Source organism: Xanthomonas sp. NCPPB 1325 (assembly GCF_041477645.2).
Lineage (GTDB): Bacteria > Pseudomonadota > Gammaproteobacteria > Xanthomonadales > Xanthomonadaceae > Xanthomonas > Xanthomonas cannabis.
On record NZ_CM192985.1, the window covers coordinates 3212275 to 3231851 of the forward strand.

General features: G+C 68.2%; 18 protein-coding genes. 7 read left to right on the forward strand and 11 right to left on the reverse strand.

Annotated elements, in window-relative coordinates; all coding sequences use genetic code 11:
- Nucleotides 1-118 precede the first annotated feature (118 nt).
- Both ACCQ10_RS13700 and rraA read right to left on the reverse strand, forming a co-directional pair.
- A complete protein-coding gene (locus ACCQ10_RS13700; RefSeq protein WP_372360988.1) occupies nt 119-1714 on the reverse strand; it encodes a serine hydrolase in 1596 nt (531 codons plus the stop codon).
- Nucleotides 1715-1736: 22 nt separating this feature from the next.
- On the reverse strand, nt 1737-2237 hold the full coding sequence (rraA, locus tag ACCQ10_RS13705) for a ribonuclease E activity regulator RraA (protein ID WP_372360989.1): 501 nt from the start codon (nt 2235-2237) through the stop codon (nt 1737-1739).
- 303 nt (nt 2238-2540) lie between these two features.
- Between rraA and ACCQ10_RS13710 the strand changes: the two genes are divergently transcribed.
- Together ACCQ10_RS13710 and ACCQ10_RS13715 are read left to right on the forward strand one after the other, a co-directional pair.
- Nucleotides 2541-3374 (forward strand): DUF72 domain-containing protein, encoded by an 834-nt coding sequence (locus ACCQ10_RS13710; RefSeq protein WP_372360990.1) that lies wholly within the window; start codon nt 2541-2543, stop codon nt 3372-3374.
- A gap of 359 nt (nt 3375-3733) precedes the next feature.
- Nucleotides 3734-4681, forward strand: coding sequence for a DMT family transporter (locus tag ACCQ10_RS13715; protein ID WP_372360991.1), 948 nt, complete (start codon nt 3734-3736; stop codon nt 4679-4681).
- Nucleotides 4682-4810: 129 nt separating this feature from the next.
- Here ACCQ10_RS13715 and ACCQ10_RS13720 read toward each other — a convergent pair whose 3' ends face one another.
- The 4 genes from ACCQ10_RS13720 to ACCQ10_RS13735 form a co-directional block, all read right to left on the reverse strand.
- Entirely contained in the window at nt 4811-5920 is a 1110-nt protein-coding gene (locus ACCQ10_RS13720) for a GGDEF domain-containing protein (protein WP_372363125.1), read from the reverse strand.
- A gap of 81 nt (nt 5921-6001) precedes the next feature.
- Nucleotides 6002-6724, reverse strand: coding sequence for a pseudouridine synthase (locus ACCQ10_RS13725; protein ID WP_184439047.1), 723 nt, complete (start codon nt 6722-6724; stop codon nt 6002-6004).
- Nucleotides 6725-6805: 81 nt separating this feature from the next.
- The gene (locus ACCQ10_RS13730; protein WP_372360992.1) at nt 6806-9211 is read right to left on the reverse strand and encodes a putative bifunctional diguanylate cyclase/phosphodiesterase; all 2406 of its coding nucleotides are present in this window, start codon (nt 9209-9211) and stop codon (nt 6806-6808) included.
- A 258-nt stretch (nt 9212-9469) separates the two neighbouring features.
- Entirely contained in the window at nt 9470-11374 is a 1905-nt protein-coding gene (locus ACCQ10_RS13735; RefSeq protein ID WP_372360993.1) for a DEAD/DEAH box helicase, read from the reverse strand.
- A gap of 170 nt (nt 11375-11544) precedes the next feature.
- Between ACCQ10_RS13735 and ACCQ10_RS13740 the strand changes: the two genes are divergently transcribed.
- The 3 genes from ACCQ10_RS13740 (at nt 11545) to ACCQ10_RS13750 (ending at nt 13124) form a co-directional block, all read left to right on the forward strand.
- Nucleotides 11545-12045 (forward strand): RNA polymerase sigma factor, encoded by a 501-nt coding sequence (locus ACCQ10_RS13740; RefSeq protein ID WP_372360994.1) that lies wholly within the window; start codon nt 11545-11547, stop codon nt 12043-12045.
- Between the two features lie 28 nt (nt 12046-12073).
- Complete coding sequence (locus ACCQ10_RS13745) at nt 12074-12721, forward strand: hypothetical protein (protein WP_372360995.1); 648 nt, start codon at nt 12074-12076, stop codon at nt 12719-12721.
- Nucleotides 12722-12881: 160 nt separating this feature from the next.
- Nucleotides 12882-13124, forward strand: coding sequence for an RNA-binding S4 domain-containing protein (locus ACCQ10_RS13750; RefSeq protein WP_372360996.1), 243 nt, complete (start codon nt 12882-12884; stop codon nt 13122-13124).
- A gap of 176 nt (nt 13125-13300) precedes the next feature.
- Here the strand turns inward: ACCQ10_RS13750 and ubiM are convergent, their stop codons facing one another.
- The 5 genes from ubiM to ACCQ10_RS13775 form a co-directional block, all read right to left on the reverse strand.
- Entirely contained in the window at nt 13301-14476 is a 1176-nt protein-coding gene (gene ubiM / locus ACCQ10_RS13755) for a 5-demethoxyubiquinol-8 5-hydroxylase UbiM (protein ID WP_372360997.1), read from the reverse strand.
- An 86-nt stretch (nt 14477-14562) separates the two neighbouring features.
- Nucleotides 14563-14964 carry an MAPEG family protein gene (locus ACCQ10_RS13760; RefSeq protein ID WP_039411317.1) on the reverse strand — a complete coding sequence of 134 codons (402 nt, stop codon included), beginning with the start codon at nt 14962-14964 and terminating at the stop codon, nt 14563-14565.
- Nucleotides 14965-14989: 25 nt separating this feature from the next.
- On the reverse strand, nt 14990-15535 hold the full coding sequence (locus ACCQ10_RS13765) for a DUF4019 domain-containing protein (protein WP_047695670.1): 546 nt from the start codon (nt 15533-15535) through the stop codon (nt 14990-14992).
- Nucleotides 15536-15777: 242 nt separating this feature from the next.
- Nucleotides 15778-16032: a hypothetical protein gene (locus ACCQ10_RS13770; protein WP_372360998.1), complete on the reverse strand. Its 255-nt coding sequence runs from the start codon at nt 16030-16032 to the stop codon at nt 15778-15780.
- Nucleotides 16033-16109: 77 nt separating this feature from the next.
- Nucleotides 16110-17282 carry a COG3904 family protein gene (locus ACCQ10_RS13775; protein ID WP_372360999.1) on the reverse strand — a complete coding sequence of 391 codons (1173 nt, stop codon included), beginning with the start codon at nt 17280-17282 and terminating at the stop codon, nt 16110-16112.
- 262 nt (nt 17283-17544) lie between these two features.
- Here ACCQ10_RS13775 and ACCQ10_RS13780 point away from each other — a divergent pair, with 262 nt between their 5' ends.
- Nucleotides 17545-19008: an AlkA N-terminal domain-containing protein gene (locus tag ACCQ10_RS13780; protein ID WP_372361000.1), complete on the forward strand. Its 1464-nt coding sequence runs from the start codon at nt 17545-17547 to the stop codon at nt 19006-19008.
- Nucleotides 19005-19550 carry a methylated-DNA--[protein]-cysteine S-methyltransferase gene (locus tag ACCQ10_RS13785; RefSeq protein WP_372361001.1) on the forward strand — a complete coding sequence of 182 codons (546 nt, stop codon included), beginning with the start codon at nt 19005-19007 and terminating at the stop codon, nt 19548-19550. The genes ACCQ10_RS13780 and ACCQ10_RS13785 overlap by 4 nt, the downstream gene beginning before the upstream one ends.
- Nucleotides 19551-19577 lie beyond the last annotated feature (27 nt).

Consider the following 19577-nt stretch of genomic DNA (forward strand, 5'->3'; position numbering starts at 1 on the left):
GCGCCGGGCGCCATGACCACTTCAGCGTGCAGAGCTGCGCTGCGGTGGCCGCCGGCCGCAACCGACTCCGGCACCAGCGCACTGCAGGACAGCGAGCGCCCGGCAACCGAGCGCCGCTTCACTTCGGCGCAGCGGCCTGCGTCTGCACGGGCGTCAGCAGCAGATCCTGAAAATCGAAGCTGAAATCGGTCAGCGGCGAGATCGCCTGCATGCGCATCTCGCGCACCGCACCGTCCGGGGTCAACGCGAAGTCGACGAAGGCGTCCGCGTTCAAGGAGCGGTCGTCCCAGCGCACGATGAAGCTGTCATGCTGCCAATGCTCCAGCGTGCCCACCAATTGGGCGGTCTTGGTGAACTGCAGGCGCAGCCGCTTGCCGTCCTGGCGGATCACCACATCGCCATACCAGGGGTCGCGATAGGTCGCCGCATAGCCGCGCAGCGGCAACGACGGCGTGGAGCGCGCCGCGCGTGCGTCCTGATGCGCCTTCCAACTGGTATCGGCCTCGCTGCCGGCCTTGGCCACGGCCTTGGCGTACGCCCCGGTCCAATCGGTGGGTGGCACCTGCAGGAATGCGTCCAGCACCTGCAGCGTCACCGCATTGAACGCCGCGCCGACTTCCTGATTGGTCAGCACCACCACGCCCAGCTTCTGGTCGGGCACCAGCGTCAGCCGCGACACCATGCCGGGCCAGCCGCCGGTATGCCACACCAGACGATGGCCGCGATAGTCGCTCAGGCTCCAGCCTTCGCCATAGCCGGCGAAATTGGGCTGCGCGCCGGCCAGTTCGGGCACTGCCGGAGCGGCGACGGCGATCGGCGTGATCATCGACCACATCTCCTGCTGCCGCTTTGCACTGAACAGCGGTGTGCCGTCCGGCAACACGCCGCCGGCCAGTTGCACCTTCATCCACAACGCCATGTCGTGCGCACTGGAGTAGATGCCGCCGGCACCGGAGTTGTTGGACCAGGTCAACGGCGCCACCGTGCGCAACTCGGTGAAGTCGTACTTGGCATGGCCCACCGCCGCGGTGTCACCGGGTTGCAGATGATCGGCGTTGAAGCGCGTACCGCGCATGCCCACCGGCGCAAGGATGCGCTGCTGCAGAAACCCAGCGTAGGGTTGCCCGGAGACCTGCTCGATCACCTTCTGCGCCACGGCGTACAGGATATTGTCGTATGCATAGCGATCGCGGAAACCGCCTTTCAATGGCACCTTGGCCAGCCGCTGCACGACCTCTTCGGTGCTGTAGCTGGTGGTTGGCCAGAACAACAGGTCGCCTGCGCCCAGGCTCAGGCCGCTGCGATGCGCCAGCAAGTCGCGGATGCGCATTTGGTCGCTGACATATGGGTCGGACATGCGGAACCACGGCAGGTGGTCGATGACCTTGTCGTCGAGCGAGAGCCTGCCTTCGTCGGCCAGAATCGACAGCGAGGCAGCGGTGAACGCCTTGGTGTTGGAGGCGATCGCAAACAGCGTATCGGCCTGCACCGGATCGGGCTTGCCGATCTCGCGGACGCCGTAGCCACGCTCCAGCACCACCTGGCCATCCTTGACGATGGCCACGGCGATGCCGGGCACGTCGAACTGGGTACGCACGCGTTCCATCTGCGCGTCGAACTGCTGCATGCCGGCCGGCAGGTCGGCCGCATGCGTCGTTGTCACCAGGGTTGCCAGCATCAGCACACCTCCCGTCAGCCATCGGTTCACGATCACCACCACGTCCTCCTGTTGTCGATCAGGGTGTGCCACCGGCACTGTCCAGCGACAGCGGCAGCGGCGTCATCAGCACGCCGTTGGCGTCGGCGTAGAGCCAGTGCCCGGGCACGAACGGGACCCCGGCAAAATTCACCGGCACCTGCGCATCGCCCAGGTCGCGCCGTTCGGTACGGCGTGGGCAGGCAGCCAAGGCCAGCACGCCCAGCGGCAGCGTGCCCAGGATCTCGACATCGCGCACGCAGCCATGGATCACCACCCCGGCCCAGCCGTTGGCCACCGCCTGCGCTGCGATCTGGTCGCCCAGCAGCGCATGCTTCAACGAGCCCTGCCCGTCCACCACCAGCACCCGCCCGTCGCCCGGCGTGGAGGCCAGTTCGCGCACGCGCGAGTTGTCTTCAACACAGCGCACCGTTGCGATCGGCCCGCAGAACGCGGTGCGCCCGCCAAAGTGGCGGAACAATGGCTCGGCAACGCTCACCTCGGGAAAGCGGTCGCACAGATCGGGAGTGGTCCAGGTCATCGAGACGGTCTCATGCGGCGATGCAGGCATGGTAGCCGGCTGCGCCGGCGTGCGGGCGCTGGCTGCCGCATGTCGCGGTGGGGCCAGGACGGCAAGCGTGCGAAATGGCGTGGCTGACGGTTGCGCGATCGATGTGCTTGCGTCCGCTGCAGTCCGTCGCGACGCGCACGGCCGTTGCCGCTGCAACGCCGCCGTTCTCACGCGCCATCCAGTCCGGATGCGCCAGGCTATGCGCTGCGGTCGCTGCCGGATTCGCGCAGCACGCGCCGCAACCGTGCCCTCCTGCCAGCGAGTACCCCTGCGATGACTGATCTGTTCGCTTCCGCCCCGCCCTCCCTGGATGGCATCCACGTCGGCATCGGCGGTTGGGTGTACGCGCCTTGGCGTGCGGGCATGTTCTATCCGGAAGGACTGGTGCAGCGCCGCGAGCTGGAATACGCCAGCCGCCACGTCACCGCCATCGAAATCAACGGCACCTATTACGGCGCGCAGAAGCCGGCAACCTATGCAAAGTGGCGCGACGAGGTGCCGCCCGGGTTCGTGTTCTCGGCCAAGGCGCCGCGACGTATTACCCAGTCGCGCAGACTGGCGGGCACCAGGGCCCAGGTGGAGGACTTCGTCGGCGGCATTGTCGAGCTCGGCGACACGCTTGGCCCGCTGGTGTGGCAGTTCGAACACGGGCATCGCCTGCAGGCCGACGACCTGGACGACTTCCTGGCACTGCTGCCCAGGCACACGGGCGGCCGCACGCTGCGCCACGTGCTGGAAATCCGCGATCCGGATGCGGTGGATGCGTCGTTGCTGGCGCTGGTGCGCCGCCATGGCGTCTCGACGGTATTCACCGATTCGGACGAACACCCCTCCTTCGCCGACCTCTCCACCGACGTTGTCTACGCGCGGCTGATGCGAAGCCAGGCGCGCCTGCATGCGGGCTACCCCGCGCCTGCGCTGGCACGCTGGGCCGAACGCATCCAGGCATGGCGCCGCGGCGAAGACCCGGACGATCTGCCGCACATCGAAGATCCGTCGAAAACGCCTGCTGCGCCGCGCGAGGTGTTCGTGTTCTTCATCAGTGCGGCAAAGGAACGCAATCCGGCGGCGGCGATGGCGTTGTTGAAGGCGTTGTCGGCAGGTTAGCTGCCTCGCCGACGTTGCACCGTTGTGCGTGCGGCAGTTTTTAACGGTGGCGCGTGGCAGACAAGTGGCGATATGCGACGACCTCACATCTGCTGCCTGGCCATGATCGCCATGATCGTTTCGCACCGATCATGCGAATGGTCTTACGCGCTCACCGTGGCGTTGGGCCCCCAGCGACACCGTGCATGGTGCAGCAGTCATGGGCAATGGGTAAGCCGTACCCTCGCGTCTCTCCAGGGGGAGAGGGACTTGGTACTTGGTACTCGGTACCCGCTGCAGCCGGGAGCGGGACTGCCATCGCCAGCCAAGCTGCCGTCGCCGCCCGACGTCGGCCCGCAACTTTTCGGCGACAATGGCGCATGCCCACGACCGACCTGCGCAAGGCGCAACTGCAAATTCATTTCTGCGTGCTGCTCTGGGGCATCACCGCGATCCTGGGCAAATTGATCACGCTGCAGGCCTTGCCGCTGGTGTGGTGGCGGATGTTGATCGTGGTGGTGGCGCTGGCCTTGTGGCCACGCGTGTGGCGCGGGCTACACGGCCTGTCCGGGCGCGTGGTGCTGGGCTATTGCGGCATCGGCGCGCTGGTGGCGTTGCACTGGCTGACCTTCTACGGCGCGATCAAGCTGGCCAATGCCTCGGTGGCGGCGACCTGCATCGCCCTGGCGCCGGTGTTCACCGCGGTGATCGAGCCGTGGGTCACGCAGCGGCCGTTCCGTCCGCGCGAGTTGCTGTTCGGTCTGGTGGTGCTGCCGGGGGTGGCGCTGGTGGTTGGCGGCGTGCCCGATGGCATGCGAGCCGGCGTGGTGGTCGGCGCGATCTCGGCGGTCTTCGTCGGCCTGTTCGGCTCGCTCAACAAGCGCATGGTCGCGCATGCAGACCCGCTGACCGTTACCGCACTGGAGTTGGGTGCCGGCACCTTGACCCTGACCGTGCTGGCGCCGGCCATGCCGCTGTTGCTGCCATCGCTGCATGGCAGCCTGCTGGTCCTGCCCAGCCTGCACGACGGTGTGCTGCTGCTCGCCCTGTCACTGGCCTGCACGTTGCTGCCGTTTGCGCTGGCGCTGATGGCGCTGCGTCATCTGAGCGCGTATTCGGTACAACTGGTGACCAACCTGGAACCGGTCTACGCCATCGTGCTGGCCATCGCCCTGCTCGGCGAGCAGCGCGAGCTGACCCTGCAGTTCTATCTGGGCGTGGCGATCATTCTCGGCGCCGTGTTCCTGCATCCGGTGCTGGAACGCCGGCGCAAGGTGGTGCATCCGGAACTGCTCGGCACCGCCGAGGCGAAGAACATCGTCGATTGATCCGATCGTCACGAGGGTGCGCCAGCGACATCCGCACTGGCCAGCCGTACAGCTGCAGCACCGTCGCGGCGCTGCACACACGCGTCCTGCGCTGTCCCGGCCACGAAGCTCCACCCGGCAAGCCACGCGCTACTCCAGCGCCACCACCTGATCGCGGCCGCCGCGCTTGGCCGCGTACAAGGCCTGGTCGGCACGCTTGATCACCGCCTCCACGCTCTCGTGCGGGTACAGCATGGCCACGCCGATGCTCACCGTCACCGGCAGCGCGAGCGTCATCGTCGCCACGCTCTGGCGCAGGTATTCGCACTGCACCCGCGCCTGCTGCAGGTCCACGTTGGGCAGCAGCAATACGAACTCTTCGCCACCGTAGCGCGCAATCGTGCCCGCGCCGGCCGCATGCGCACGCAACAGCGCCGACAGCTCGCGCAGCACCAGATCGCCCTGGTCATGCCCATGGACATCGTTCACCACCTTGAAGTGGTCCACGTCCAGCAAGGCCACCGATAGCGGTTGATTGGCCACGCGCGTCTGCTGCGTGGCGGCGGCGAGCGCAGCGGTGAACGCGCGACGATTGGGCAGGCCGGTCAGCGGGTCGGTGCGGGTCTGCTCGACCAGATCGGCATTGACCGCCTCCATCGCCGCGTAATACTGCGCCATCTGCTGCTCGTACCAGTCGCGCTCGCGCAGTTGCTGCCGCAGCTGCTTGCCTGCCAAACGCAGTTCCAGCAGATGCGAGGCCTGCCGCGACAATGCCTGCAGCGCGGCGCGTTGCGCGTCGCGCAGATGCGCCGGCGCCTGATCGAACACGCACAACGAACCCAGCGGCATGCCGTCGCTGGTGACCAGCGGCGCACCGGCATAGAAGCGCACCGCGCCTTCCCCGGTCACCATCGGATTGTCGAAAAAGCGCGGGTCCAGCAAGGTGTCTTCGACCGTCATCACCTCGTCCGGGCGCAGGATGGCATGTGCGCAGAACGAGATATCGCGCGGGGCTTCGCTACGCGGCACGCCATGAGCCGCCTTGAACCACTGCCGATGCGCATCCACCAGCACCACGGCCGCCATCTGCGTCTCGCACACGGTGGACGCCACCAGCGTGAGGTCGTCGAAGGCGCGTTCGGGTGGCGAATCCAGCAGCTCGTACTGACGCAGGGCGATCAGCCGTTCGGCTTCGTTCCCTGGCAATTGCGGTTTGATCACGCGGTCAGCCCCCTGCTGAGTCGTTAGCGTCGGAAGTATGCCGGAGCCCCGTCGGGCGAGCGCTCTGCGCAGGCAACGGCTGGCCGTCCGCGCAGTCTGCGGTTCATCCGGCGCGCCGGCTCACCAGTCGGTGCGCTGCGGCAGCAATCCGCGCAGTTCCGCATCGCTGAGGTTGCGCCATTGCCCCGGCTTGAGCGCCGCCAGCTTGATGTTGTCGATGCGCACCCGCCGCAACTGCGTCACCCGATAGCCGAACTCGGCGGCCATCAGCCGGATCTGCCGGTTCAGGCCCTGCTCCAGCACGATGCGAAAGCCGAACTTGGCGATGCGCGCGGTACGGCACGGCAACGTGGTCTCGTTATGGATGCGCACGCCACGTGCCATGCCGCGCAGAAATTCGTCGGTGACCGCCTTGTTGACCGCCACCAGGTACTCTTTCTGGTGGCGGTTTTCCGCACGCAGGATGTCATTGACGATGTTGCCGTTGCTGGTCAGCAGGATCAGCCCCTCGGACTCCTTGTCCAGCCGTCCGATCGGAAAGATGCGCTGCTCGTGGCCGACGAAGTCGACGATGTTGCCCTTGACCGAACTCTCGGTGGTGCAGGTGATGCCCACCGGCTTGTTGAGCGCGATATAGACATGTTTGCGCCCGCCCGGCTTCTTGGCTTCGCGCGCGCGCAGCGGCTGGCCATCCACCAGCACGGTGTCCTGCTCGCCCACCACCGCCCCGGTGCCGGCCACCACGCCGTTGACGGTGACACGGCGCTCGCCGATCAGCCGATCGGCCTCGCGGCGTGAGCAGAAGCCGGTATCGGCGATGTGTTTGTTGAGTCGGATCGTCATCGTCGGATTATCGGCGATTTGGCGCCGGCAACGCACTCTCGCATCGCCGTGCGCCGCTACCGCGACGTCTGCCCGCAGGCCTCATCCGGTGCTTGCCAGCAGCGGCTGCGGCGCGACCAGGTCTTCCAGCGGGCATGGGCGGTGCAGGCTGAAGCCCTGAACCTGGCCGACGCCAGCCTCGCGCAGGCCGGGAATATCGGCTTCGGACTCGACCCCTTCGGCCACCACCTCGATCCCCAGGGCCAGGCCGACCTGGGCGATCGAATGCACCGCCGCGCGGTCCACCGCATCGTGCGCGTAATTACGCACGAACCCGCAATCGATCTTCAGCACATCCACGGTGAACTGCTTGAGGTAGCCGAACGAGGCCAGCCCGCTGCCGAAATCGTCCAGCGCCACGTGGCAGCCGCGTGCGCGCACGCTCTGCACGAAACGCTGCGCGTGCTCCAGATCGCCGATCACCGCGGTCTCGGTGATTTCCATGCACAGCTTGGGCACCAAGGTGGGATAGCGCTCGAACAGGGCGCAGACAAAATCCAGGAAATCCGGCTGCGCGATCGACTGCGCGGACAAATTGACGTGGCACAGGTCCAGCGTGGCCACATGCATTGGGTTGTCGGCCAGGTGCGCGCACAGGGTTTCCAGCACATAGGCATCGACCATGCGCCCGAGCCCGTAGCGCTCCACCGCCGGCAGAAACTCGCCAGGGCTCAGCACGCGCCCGTCGCGCGCGCGCATGCGCACCAGCACTTCGTACTGCACCCGCCCCGGGTCGCTGAGCACCTGGATCTTCTGCGCATACAGCAGCAACCGGCTTTCGGCGATGGCCTGCTGCACCGCGCTGATCCAGCCACCGTCATGGCGGCGGCGCGCCAATGCCAGATCGTTTTCGCTGAAGCAGCGAATCCGGTTGCGGCCTTCTTCCTTGGCCGCATAGCAGGCCAGATCGGCCGCGGTCATCAGTGCGTTGACATCGCTGGCGCCGTGGCAGACTTCCACCACGCCGAAGCTGCAGCTCGGCGTCAGCGGCTTGCCATCCTGATGGCTCCACGGCTGCCCGAGCACCCCGTGCATGCGCTCCAGCAGGGCCTGCGCCTGCGCCAGATCGGTATTGGCCAGCAGGATCGCGAATTCGTCGCCGCCCAGCCGCCCCAGCCAGTCGCCCGGACGCAGCTGCATGGTGATGACATCGGCGAAGTGGCACAGGAACTTGTCGCCGACCGCATGCCCGAAGGTGTCGTTGACCAGCTTGAAATGATCCAGGTCCACGAAGCACAGCGCATGGCACAACTGTGGCGATTGCGGCAGCTCGATCAGCTTCAGCAACCGGCGTTCGATCTCGCGGCGGTTGATCAAGCCGGTCAAGGCATCGTGGCGCGCATGGTAGGCGACTTCGTCGGCCAGCTCGTGCGCGTGCGAGACATCTTCGATCACCGCCAGCACCAGCGTGGGTTCTTCCGGGCCAGGCTCCACCAGCGACGCGCTCCAGCGCCCCCACATCACCCCGCCATCGGCGCGCAGGAAGCGCAGCTCGCCCGATTGCAGCAGGCGTGGCCAGTCGATCATGCCGCGGCTGTCCAGCACGATGTCGTCCGGGTGCATCACCTGCGCCAGTGTGCAGGCCTGCAGTTCCTCCGGGCGATAGCGCAGGATGTTGGCCATCGAGGCGTTGGCGTCCAGCACGTGGCCTCGCAGATCGAACTTGACCATGCCCAGCGCCGCCTGCTGAAACGCGGTGCGGAAGCGGCCTTCGTGCGACAGCAGGTAATCGCGGATACGGCGCATGGCCAGCACGCAGGTGGTCAGCACCAGCAGCAGGGTGGCCAGGCTGCAGACCACCATCACATCGTGCAGCAGCCGCGCACAGCGGGTCAGCAACACCAGAAATTCCGCCGCGATGCGGCGCATGCGTGCGTCCAGCAGATGCAGCTCATCGCGCAGCGCCTGCAGGGTGCGTGGGTCGGGCGTGGCAGTGGCCTGCGCGGACGCGGCCCGGTCGGCCAGCGCATTCAATTGCAGGATATCGCTGTCGGTCTGCTGCCACAGTGCGATCGCCTCGCCCAGATGCGGTACGCGCTGGCCGTAGCGGTACAGCCGCACCATCTGCGGCATGTCCTCACGGGCATTGCGGCCGGCGGCCAGCCCGGCGTAGACCGTGTCCCAGTCGATCACCGGCTGCTCGACCGCGATGCGCGCCGAGCGATCGCCCAGCGGCACCTCCAGCGCCCGGCAGGCCGCCTGCAGATCGGCCGGGTCGCCGCTTCCCAGATAGCGCTCCAGCCAGTAGACCGATTCCTGCTGGGCCTTGGACCAGTGGCTCTCGCCGACGATCCAGGCAGTGGCTCCGGACTGGATCTCGATCACCAGCGCCGAGATCACCGCCATCGCCACCGCCATGCCGATCAGGAGCGCCAAAGGAAGCGTCAGCCAGCCGCGCATCAGATGCAGGGTCTGCCCACCACTCTTGCCGCGTGCCGCCTGCCCCATTGCCATCCGTCCTTCGCCGCCCCGATGCGATTCAGGCGCCCAGTGGGCGCCTGAAGGCAGTAACGGCCGCAATGGCCCAGTCTGTATGGCAGGGTTCGCGTGCCGGACGGCCGGTCGGGCCGGCTGCAGGCGGCGGGACGGCGTCCAGGGCGGCGCTGGAACGGGCCCGGCAACGACGCCGGGCTTTCTATGCTCTTATAGGCATAGCCAAATCAACCACTTGCAGCGCCTGCCGGCTGCCACCGGCCCCGGCCGCGCTTACTCGCCGCGCGGCTTGGGCGGGCCCTTGCGATGCGGCGTGCCGGAGCGATCCATCGGGCGGCCCGGGCCGTTCGGACGACCGGACGGCTTGCCGCCTCGCGGGAAGCGTGGCTTGGCCGCCGACGCTGCGGCTTCGCCGTCTTCCAGCTTGCGCATGTTGAGCTGCTGACCGGACACCCAGACCTTCTTCAGGTGCGTGAGCAACTCGCGCGGCATGTCGGCCGGCAGGTCCAGGATCGAGTAATCGTCCTGGATGTCGATACGGCCGATGTAGCGGCTTTCCAGGCCGGCCTCGTTGGCGATGGCACCGACGATATTGGCCGGCTTCACGCCGTGGGTGTGGCCCACTTCGATGCGATAGCTTTCCATGCCGAACTCCGGCTCGCCGCGTGGTGCCGGCTCGCGACGCGGGCGCTCGCCGCCGGCATCGTCGCCGCGCGGCGGACGCGGCGCGCGCTCGCCGTCGTGGGCACGCGGACCACGCTCGAACTTCGGCTCGAAGCGCGGACGCTCGCCACGGTCGGCGCGTTCGCTGCGCTCGCGCGGTGCGAACTCTTCGCGCGCACCACGCACCGGCGGGGTCAGCAGGAACGGCGCATCGCCCTGCAGCAGCTTGGCCAGCGCGGCAGCGATATCGATCGCCGGCACATTGTTTTCGGCCTCGTAGCGCTGCAGCAGATCGCGATACATGTCGATCTGACCACCGGCCAGGGTCTCGGTGATGCGGGTCATGAAACGCGCCACGCGGGTGTCGTTGACCGCATCCACGCTCGGCAGCTGCATTTCTTCGATCGGCTGACGGGTAGCGCGTTCGATCGAGCGCAGCATGCCCTTTTCGCGCGGGGTCACGAACAGGATCGCGTCGCCGGCACGCCCGGCACGGCCGGTACGGCCGATGCGGTGCACGTAGCTTTCGGTGTCGTAGGGAATGTCGTAATTGAGCACGTGGCTGATGCGTTCCACGTCCAGACCGCGGGCGGCCACGTCGGTGGCGACCAGGATGTCCAGCTTGCCGTCCTTGAGCTGGGCGATGGTCTTCTCACGCGCGGCCTGCTGCATGTCGCCGTTGATGGCGGCCGCAGCCATGCCGCGTGCCTGCAGCTTCTGCGCCAGTTCTTCGGTGGCCGCCTTGGTACGCGCGAAGATGATCATGCCGTCGAACGGCTCGACCTCGAGGATGCGGGTCAGCGCATCCAGCTTGTGCAGCCCACTCACCCACCAGTAGCGCTGGCGGATGTTGGCCGAGGTGGTGGTCTTGGCCGCGATGGTGACTTCGGCCGGGTCCTTCAGATAGGTCTGCGCAATGCGGCGGATGGCCGGCGGCATGGTGGCCGAGAACAAGGCCACCTGGCGCTGCTCCGGCAGCTTCTTGAGCACGGCTTCGACGTCGTCGATAAAGCCCATGCGCAGCATTTCGTCGGCTTCGTCCAGCACCAGGGTCTTGAGCTGCGACAGGTCCAGCGTGCCGCGGTCCAGATGGTCGATCACCCGGCCCGGGGTGCCCACCACCACATGCACGCCGCGCTTGAGCGCGCTCAGCTGCTGGGCATAGGGCTGGCCGCCGTACACCGGCAGCACGCGGAAGCCGGGAATGGCCTCGGCATATTTCTGGAATGCCTCGGCGACCTGGATAGCCAGCTCGCGGGTGGGCGCCAGCACCAGGGCTTGCGGCTTGACCTGGTGGAGGTCGGCGTTGGACAGCACCGGCAGCGCGAACGCGGCGGTCTTGCCGGTACCGGTCTGCGCCTGGCCGAGCACGTCGCGGCCTGCCAGCAGCGCGGGAATGGTGGCGGCCTGGATCGGCGACGGCGACTCGTAGCCGACGTTGGCGACGGCTTTCATCACAGCGTCCGAGAGGCCGAGGTCTGCAAACAGCAGCGGCGCGGAAGATTCTTGGGTCATGGGTAACTCCGGAGGCGCCGCACGGAGCCGGCAGGCGCAAAGCAGCATAGTGTGCGCCCTTAGACCCCCTCCTGTCGAAGGGCCGTGACGTTCCGTTCAGGTTGTGAGGATTCGCCCGCTGCGACGAATCATCTGTTCGACCCTTGTCATCCACCCGCCTGGCCGGAGCCATGCCCCTGGAAACAGACCTGCACACCCGCTTCAACGCCTTGTTGCAGCAGCACCGTGGCATCGTCCTGAAGGTCGCGGCCAGCTATTGCTGGAACCCGGACGACCGTGCCGAGCTGGCGCAAGACATCACCGTGCAGTTATGGCGTGCATTTCCCGGCTATGACACCGGCCGGCGTTTTTCCACCTGGATGTACCGCATCGCCTTGAACGTGGCAATCAGCGATCTGCGCGGCCGCAGCCGCGTGCCGCACGACCCGCTTCCGCTGGAGGCGGTGGCCGACAGCATCGCCGACCCGCTGGCACGCGACCCGGCGCACGAACAGCAGGTCGCCGCGCTCTACGGCTTTATCGCGCACCTGCCGCAACTGGAACGGGCCTTGATGCTGCTGTACCTGGACGCGCACAGCTACCGCGAGATCGGCGAGGTGCTCGGCATCAGCGAGACCAACGTCGCCACGAAACTCAGCCGCCTCAAGGCACGCATCCGCGCCGAACTCTGACCACCCCACTTAACCGAAGGAACACTCGATGGAACTCGACGACATGCAACGCGCCTGGCGCGCGATGGAACACCGCCTGGATCAGCACACCACGCAGATCGGCCACATCAGCGGCGAACTACGTCGCCATGCAGCGCGCGCCAGCCTGCGCCCGCTGTGGCTGAGCCAATCGGCGCACTTGCTGTGCGCGGTGGTGCTGCACTTCCTGATCGCGCACAGCTGGCTTGCCCATACCGATCAGGCCGCGGCGATCATCGGCGGCGTGCTGCTGCAGCTGTGGAGCATTGCGCTGGCGATCTCCGCACTACGGCAGCTGCAGCTGTTGGCGCAGCTGGACTTTGCCGGACCGCTGCTGCCCACGCAGCGCGCGCTCGCGCAGTTGCGGCGCTGGCGCACGCGGGTAACCCCGTGGCTGGGCGTGGCGTTCTGGGTGCTGTGGGTAGCGGTGGCGGACGCCGGCTGGCGCGCACTGACCGGCCTGACCCTGCCGCACGACTGGCTGCTGCTCAATCTGCTGGTGGGTGTGCTCGGCGGCATTGGCACCTGGCTCGGCTATCGACGGCTTCAGCGCAGCCGCCATCCGTGGCTGGAGCGCATCGACAACGCGCATGCCGGCCCCGGGGTCGTGCGTGCCGAAGGCATGCTCGATGAAATCGCACGCTTTCGACGCGAATAGGTGGGTAGACGCCGCCTACGACGATCGTGCAATGGATGCAGCCAGTGGCCTGGGTACCGCTGCGCTACCGATTGCAGCCGCCGGCCCCGTCGTCTTGCCACGGTGGTGTTGTGGACGGCGACAGGCGGATAATCGCCGTCTTCCTGTCATCGAGCGCAGCATGCAATTCCTGGAATTCTACCTGGACGGCGAGTACATCGAACTCAATCAACTGCTCAAGCTGGCCGGCATTGCTGACAGTGGCGGCCAGGGCAAGGCGATCGTCGCCAGTGGTGCCGTCAGCGTCGATGGCGTGCAGGAACTGCGCAAGACCGCGAAGATTCGTCCGGGCCAGCTGGTGCAGCTGGAAGAGGTGGAGATTCGTGTGCTGGCGATGGACCCGGATGCCGACCGCCCTGCATGACGCGCGTTGAGCGGCAAGCGCAACATCGCGCCGTTCCCGGATGATCCGGCGCATGGCTGCAACACGGGCGAACCGCCTGCATCGAGCGGCATCGCGCAGCACAGCCTGGCCTTTGTGACCACGCCACCCGACCCGCGATGTGGTGACGATCAACCTGGGAAGGTCTTTTCGTCGCGTCAGCTGCGCTGGGTCAAATGTGCCGCAATCGCGCGCCGGAAAGGAGCGACCGCATGCGCCGCACGCAACGCGCCGCCTCGCAACACGCGCGCCGGCAGGCGGTCATCGGTGTAGAGCGCAGCCAGGGCATTGGTCGCCTCGAACAAGGGCCGGGTGGCAAGGCGGTGCACGCGTTGGTAGTCATGCAACAGCCCGGCGCTGCCGATGTCGCACCCGGCAACGGCGGCGGCACGCACGCGCTCGGCCAGGCGCGCCTGGCTCTGCAATCCAAAGTTGAACCCGTGCGCGGTGACCGGATGCATGCCCACCGCCGCATCGCCGATCAAGGCCGCGCGCTCGGCCACGAACCGGTGCGCGTAGGCGGCAACCAGCGGATAGGCATGCCGGCTGCCGTCCTGGTGCATGCGGCCGAGGCGATGCTCGAATGCGTCACTTACGGCGGCGCTGAACTGGTCCTCATCCAGCGCAAGCAGTGCGTTGACCTGTCGCGGCGGCAGGGTGAGGACGGCGCCGGCGCGGTGACCGTGCAACGGCAACAACGCCAGCGTCTTGCCGTAGCCAAACCACTCCCACGCCGCATGCTGGTGCGGTAGCGTGTGGCGCATCCGGCACACCAGCATGGTCTTGCCGAAATCGCGCAACTGCGCCCCGATGCCGAGCAGCCGCCGGGTCGTGGAAAACCGGCTGTCGGCCGCAACCAGCAGGCGCGACGACAGCCGCTGCCCATCGGAGAGTTGCAGCTCCACGCGCCCGGCACCGTGGTGCAGCGCGTGCACGCTGCAACCGCAGTGGATCTGCAGTCCATCCTGCGTCTGCACGGCCTGCCAGGCCGCGCGACGGATCAGATGATTGGGTACCAGCCAGCCCAGCGCGCCGGCAGCGGGCGCAGCCGCGGCAAAGGTCAGCGCAAAGGACGAGTGCCCATCCATGACGCGCGCATCGCGCAGTGGCGAGATTGCCGTTGCGGGGAACTGCTGCCAGATGCCCAACTGCTCCAGCACGCTACGCGAGGCGTGCGTGAGCGCAATCTCGCGTCCATCGAAGGCCGGTTCGGCAAGCGACTCGCGCGGCTGTTGCTCGACCAGCGCGACCGACAGGCCGCTGCCGGCCAGGGCACGTGCAAAACCGAGCCCGACCGGCCCGGCGCCAATGATCGCAATATCCACCGATTGCATGCTGCGCACCCGCCACTGCCGATGCGCCCAGTCTAGACGCTATCCCCGGCCTGCCCCTTGATCAGGATCAGGCGTGCATCCACGCGTCACCAGCCCAGCAGCGCGCGCAGCAGCTTGACGATGCCCCAGAACGACACCACCCAGATCGCGCTGCGCACGTAGGGAATGCCGGCCGCATAGGCCGGCACATAGGCCACGCGCGCCCACAGATACAGCTGCACACCCAGCGCGGTGTCTGCGCTGGTGCGCCCGGCCACGCTCACCGCCAGCACGGCGGCGGCGAAGATCGGAAAGGTTTCCAGATAGTTGCGGAACGCGCGGTCCAGCCGCGCCGCAACGCCGGTCAGCGGCTTGGCCTCGCCGTCGCGGGCGCTGGCGTTCCACTTGGTGCCACGCTGGGCCGTCATGCTGCCGGAGGCCGCCAGCAGCTGTACCAGGCCAAGCACCATGGCCCAGCCGAGCATCTGCAGTTCGATGGTCAGTTGCATGCAAGGCTCCCGGGAAGCGGCACCATCACTTGGCCGCCGTGCGCAGGCTGTAGCCGGCAACGCGCCAGGTCTTGTCTTCGTCCAGACGGAACGAAACCAGTTCACGCACCGGCTGCGGCGCATTGGCAAACCGGGTCGGGAAACTGACGTTGACGTACAGCCCCTCGGGCACCTGCGCGCCGGGGCCGTACTTCACCCGCGTTACCGAGCTCTGGCCGCGCCCGACCACCGCACCCAGGCGCGCACGCTCGCCAGCCAGCTGGGCGACGAAGGCGTCGCGCTTGACCGCGGTCTTGGCGACAGCGGACGCGCCGTCCCACAACGAAGCGGCTTTATTGGCATCGACCATCTGCGCCACGCGCAGGGCCGCCTGGGTCATTTCGATGTCCTGCTTGGCCACCTGGGCCTGCTGGGCGGCGCTCGGGGCGGGAGCCGGCTGCGCCGCAGACGGCCGCTGCGCGGACGGCGTTGCCTGCGTGGCGGTGGCCGGGCGGCTGGACGGCTGCGGCTGTTGGGCAAACGCCAGCGCGGGAGCCAGCACAAACGCGACAAGCAAACGAGGACGGAGCATGGGACAGGGACCTTGTACGGATCGGATGGAAGAAACGGCCGCAGCGTGCGGTGCGCTGCGCAGTCTATGGCGCGACCTGCGCAACACAAGTGCAGCTGCGGATGTGGCGAAGGAATCGCCGAAAAATGTCTGGTCGGTGCCGCGCGGGCGCACTGCGCAGGTCTGCCTGATGGGAATGAGGTGGGCAGCCCATCGCGCGCGCCGCATCCGAAGGCGAGAACGGTGCCGGTCGAGCGCAGCGCCTACACCTCACCGCCTGATGCGGGCGGCACCGTCGCCACGCTACGTGGTCGCCACAGGCGCCAGCTGACCCAGAACGCGCGCGCGATGGCCGCAATCAAGGCCGCCAGGCTCAGCCACATCGCCAGGGTGGCTGGCCACTGCTCGCGCAGTGCGGCAGCGGCCACACGCAGTAGCTCGGCCACGCCAAAGCCCCCCAGCACCAGCAGGGCGGACGGCAGATATGCCAGCAAAACGCCTTTGGTCTTCCCTCGCATACTGCCCCCCGGCTCGGTTGTGTTCCGGCGACGATAGGCAGCGCCCAGTGCGATACGCGTGAAACCTGCGGCCGACCTCAACCGTCGGCCTGGGCGGCTGACGGCAGCGCGGACTCGGCGGCCGGCTGGGCGTCCGGTGCGGCCGGTGCCTGCTCTGCGGGGGCGGCATCGCGCTGCGCGTCGGCCGCCGGGGTGGTCGGCAGGGCCGCCGCGTCGGTTTCCGCCAGCGGGCTTTCTTCCGGGCAGGCCGCATCCGGAAAGCCGAAGCGTTGCTTCAAGGCCAGGCCGCAGGCGTTGACCGCATCCAGGTCCGCGCCCTCGCCCTTGCACTTCTGGTCGAAGGCGACCAGAAACGCATCCTTGCGGCGCACGAACGCATCGCCGCACTTGCGCATCTGGCGGATTCGCTCCAGGTCGTCCTGCACGGCATTGGTGCCGTCCAGCCCGTATTCGCGCAGCTCTTCCATGGTGAGCAGGCGCAGGCTGCGGTTGGGCACCGTCATCATCAGGTCGGCCACCGCCACTGCCACGCCGTTGCGCTCCAGGTAATCCTTGACGTTGCCGTAGACCTCGCGCAGCTCGCGATTGAGCTCGGCCCGCGAAGTGGCCTTGGAGCTGATCCGCATCATCCGGTGGATGCCGACCTTGCCGGCCACCAGACGGTTGTCGCCGGCGGCAAGCACGAACACGCAGGCACTGTGGCAGATCGAGCCTTCGCGCACCCAGATCGTCCAGTTGGATTCGCCGATGGTGTCGCCGGCGCGGATCGCGGCCTCCACCTGCCCGCCGCTGGAGTCCAGATCCAGGATGCGATGCGGCAGACGCCACTGCTCGGCCACTGCCGCCAGCCGCCAGACCAGCGCGGCAAAGCCGGCGTTGATCTTGCCGGCGTAGCGCACCCGCAGCAGCCCGGTGTCGCGGCACGGCGCCAGCGCCGCTTCCACGCTGGCGCGATCCAGCGCCGGCAGCAGCGTGCCGTCGCCGGCCTCCTTTCCGTAATCGGTGGCGCAGCTGATCCAGGCCTGGCCGGCGTCAAGCTCGGCCTGCGGCCAACCCGCCTCGCCGGCCTGGGTACGCGGGCGCGGCGGCGGCACCGGCTCGGGCGTATCCACCGACACCATATGGTCGCCGTCGCCGGCCTGCGCGCCGCCGTTCTGCTGCGCCATCGCGGCATCGGCGGAGGTGCCGGTGCGATCGCACGCCGCCAGCAGAAGCAGACACGCAAGGGACAGGCAAAGCGGTTTCAACATCGGGTGCGGGCCATCGAGAGCGTGAGCGGGCTCCCAGTCTAGGGCGGACGCGCAGCATGCCCCGAACCCGACCTTAACCCGGCACCTGTCAGGCCAGCTGCCGGCACGCGTGCGTAGCATCCGGCGGCATCGCACTCCGGCACAGCGACGCTGACGTCGCGGCGGTTGCACATCGTCGCGTCGGACGAGGCGGCGTCACGCTGAGCACAGTGCTGTCCGAAAACGGCCAGCCGGGGCGATGGGCAGCGCATAGACTGGCGCCATGCAATCGCTCACGCCCGACCGGACCCAATGCGACCGCGCCCGCCTGGCGCGCGATGCGCGCTTCGACGGGCTGTTCTTTACCGCCGTGCGCAGCACCGGCATTTATTGCCGCCCGGTGTGCCCGGCGCCGGCGCCCAAGCCGGGCAACGTCAGCTACTACCCGAGCGCGGCGGCGGCCAGTGCAGCCGGCTACCGACCATGCCTGCGCTGCCGGCCGGAGCTGTCGCCGCAGGCGCAGCAGCATCTGGGCGAGGAGAGCGTGCAGCGTGCCCTGGCGATGATCGCCGACGGCGTGTTGCAGGAGCAGCCGGTGCAGACCCTGGCCGATGCGATCGGCGTGAGTGCGCGGCAGTTGCAGCGGCAGTTCGTGCAGCAGCTCGGCGCCACGCCGATCCAGGTGCATGGCACGCGTCGGCTGCTGCTGGCCAAGCAACTGCTCACCGAAACCGCACTGCCGGTGACCGAGGTCGCGCTGGCCGCGGGTTTCAACAGCCTGCGCCGCTTCAATGCGGCCTTCGTGCAGGGCTGCGGGATGCCGCCGTCGGCCTTGCGCAGGCAGCGCGCCGAAGTCCCCGGCGGCGAACTCACGCTGCGCCTGGGCTATCGGCCGCCGCTGGACTGGCCGGCGATGCTGGCATTTTTGCGGCGGCGCTCGATCCCGGGGATCGAGCAGATCGACGCCGGCAGCTACCGGCGCGTGATCGGCACGCCCGGCAACGCCAGCGTGATCGAGGTCGCACCGGCGCCGCAGCGCGCCGAGCTGCTGCTGCGCATCGGCGCCACCGACCCACGCCGGATCCCGCAGATCGTGCGCCGCGTGCGCCGGCTGTTCGACCTGGACGCGGACCTGCAGGCCGTGCACGCCACGCTTGCCCGGGAGCCGCTGCTGGCCGAGGCGATTGCGCGCCGGCCCGGCCTGCGCGTGCCGGGGGGATGGGACGGGTTCGAAGTGGCCGTGCGTGCGGTGTTGGGCCAGCAGATCAGCGTGGCCGGTGCCACGACGCTGGCGGCGCGCCTGGTCGACCGCCACGGCGGCCAGCATGCCGACATGCCGCCAGGCCTGGACCGCAGTTTTCCAACCCCCGAGCAACTGGCCGACGCACCGCTGGAACAGCTGGGCCTGCCACGCGCCCGCGCCGCCACCTTGCGGGCGCTGGCCGGCGCCTGTGCGCAGGGCCGGCTGCAGTTCGGTGCCGGCCAGCGGCTGGTCGATTTCGTCGCGGCCTGTACTGCCCTGCCCGGCATCGGACCGTGGACCGCGCACTACATCGCCATGCGCGCGCTGTCGCATCCGGACGCGTTTCCGGCCGGCGATCTGATCCTGCAGCAGGTGCTTGGCGCGCCGGAGCGGCTGAGCGAGCGCGCCACCGAGGCGCGCTCGCAGGCCTGGCGGCCATGGCGCGCGTATGCGGTGCTGCACCTGTGGCATCTGGCCGTCGATCACAAGGAACCCCGCCCATGAGCGCAGTGCGTTACGACACTTTCCCGTCGCCGATCGGCGCGCTGACCGTGGCCGCCGACCACGCTGGCCTTCGCCACATCCTGTTCGCGCAGAACCGTTACGACGCCGCCGGGCGGGCGCGCTGGATGCACGATCCGGAGGCCGCACTGGTGCGCGAGGCGCGCGAGCAACTGCTGGACTATCTGCACGGCGGGCGACGCCGTTTCGACCTGCCGTTGGCGCCGGCCGGCACGCCGTTTCAACTGGAGGTCTGGCACACGCTGGCGCAGATTCCGTTCGGCCAGACCTGGAGTTACGTGCAACTGGCGCAGGCGGTGGGGCGGCCTGCCGCCAGCCGTGCGGTGGGCGCCGCCAACGGCCGCAACCCGCTGCCGATCGTGTTGCCGTGCCACCGCGTGATCGGCGCCAACGGGGCGTTGACCGGCTTCGGCGGCGGCCTGCCGACCAAGCAGGCGTTGTTGCAGCTGGAGGGCTGGTCGCCACGCCAGCGTGCACGCGCCGACGATCTGTTCGCCCACGCACACCCGCCCCACACGCCCTGACTTCGCGGCGTCATCGACGCGCCTTAC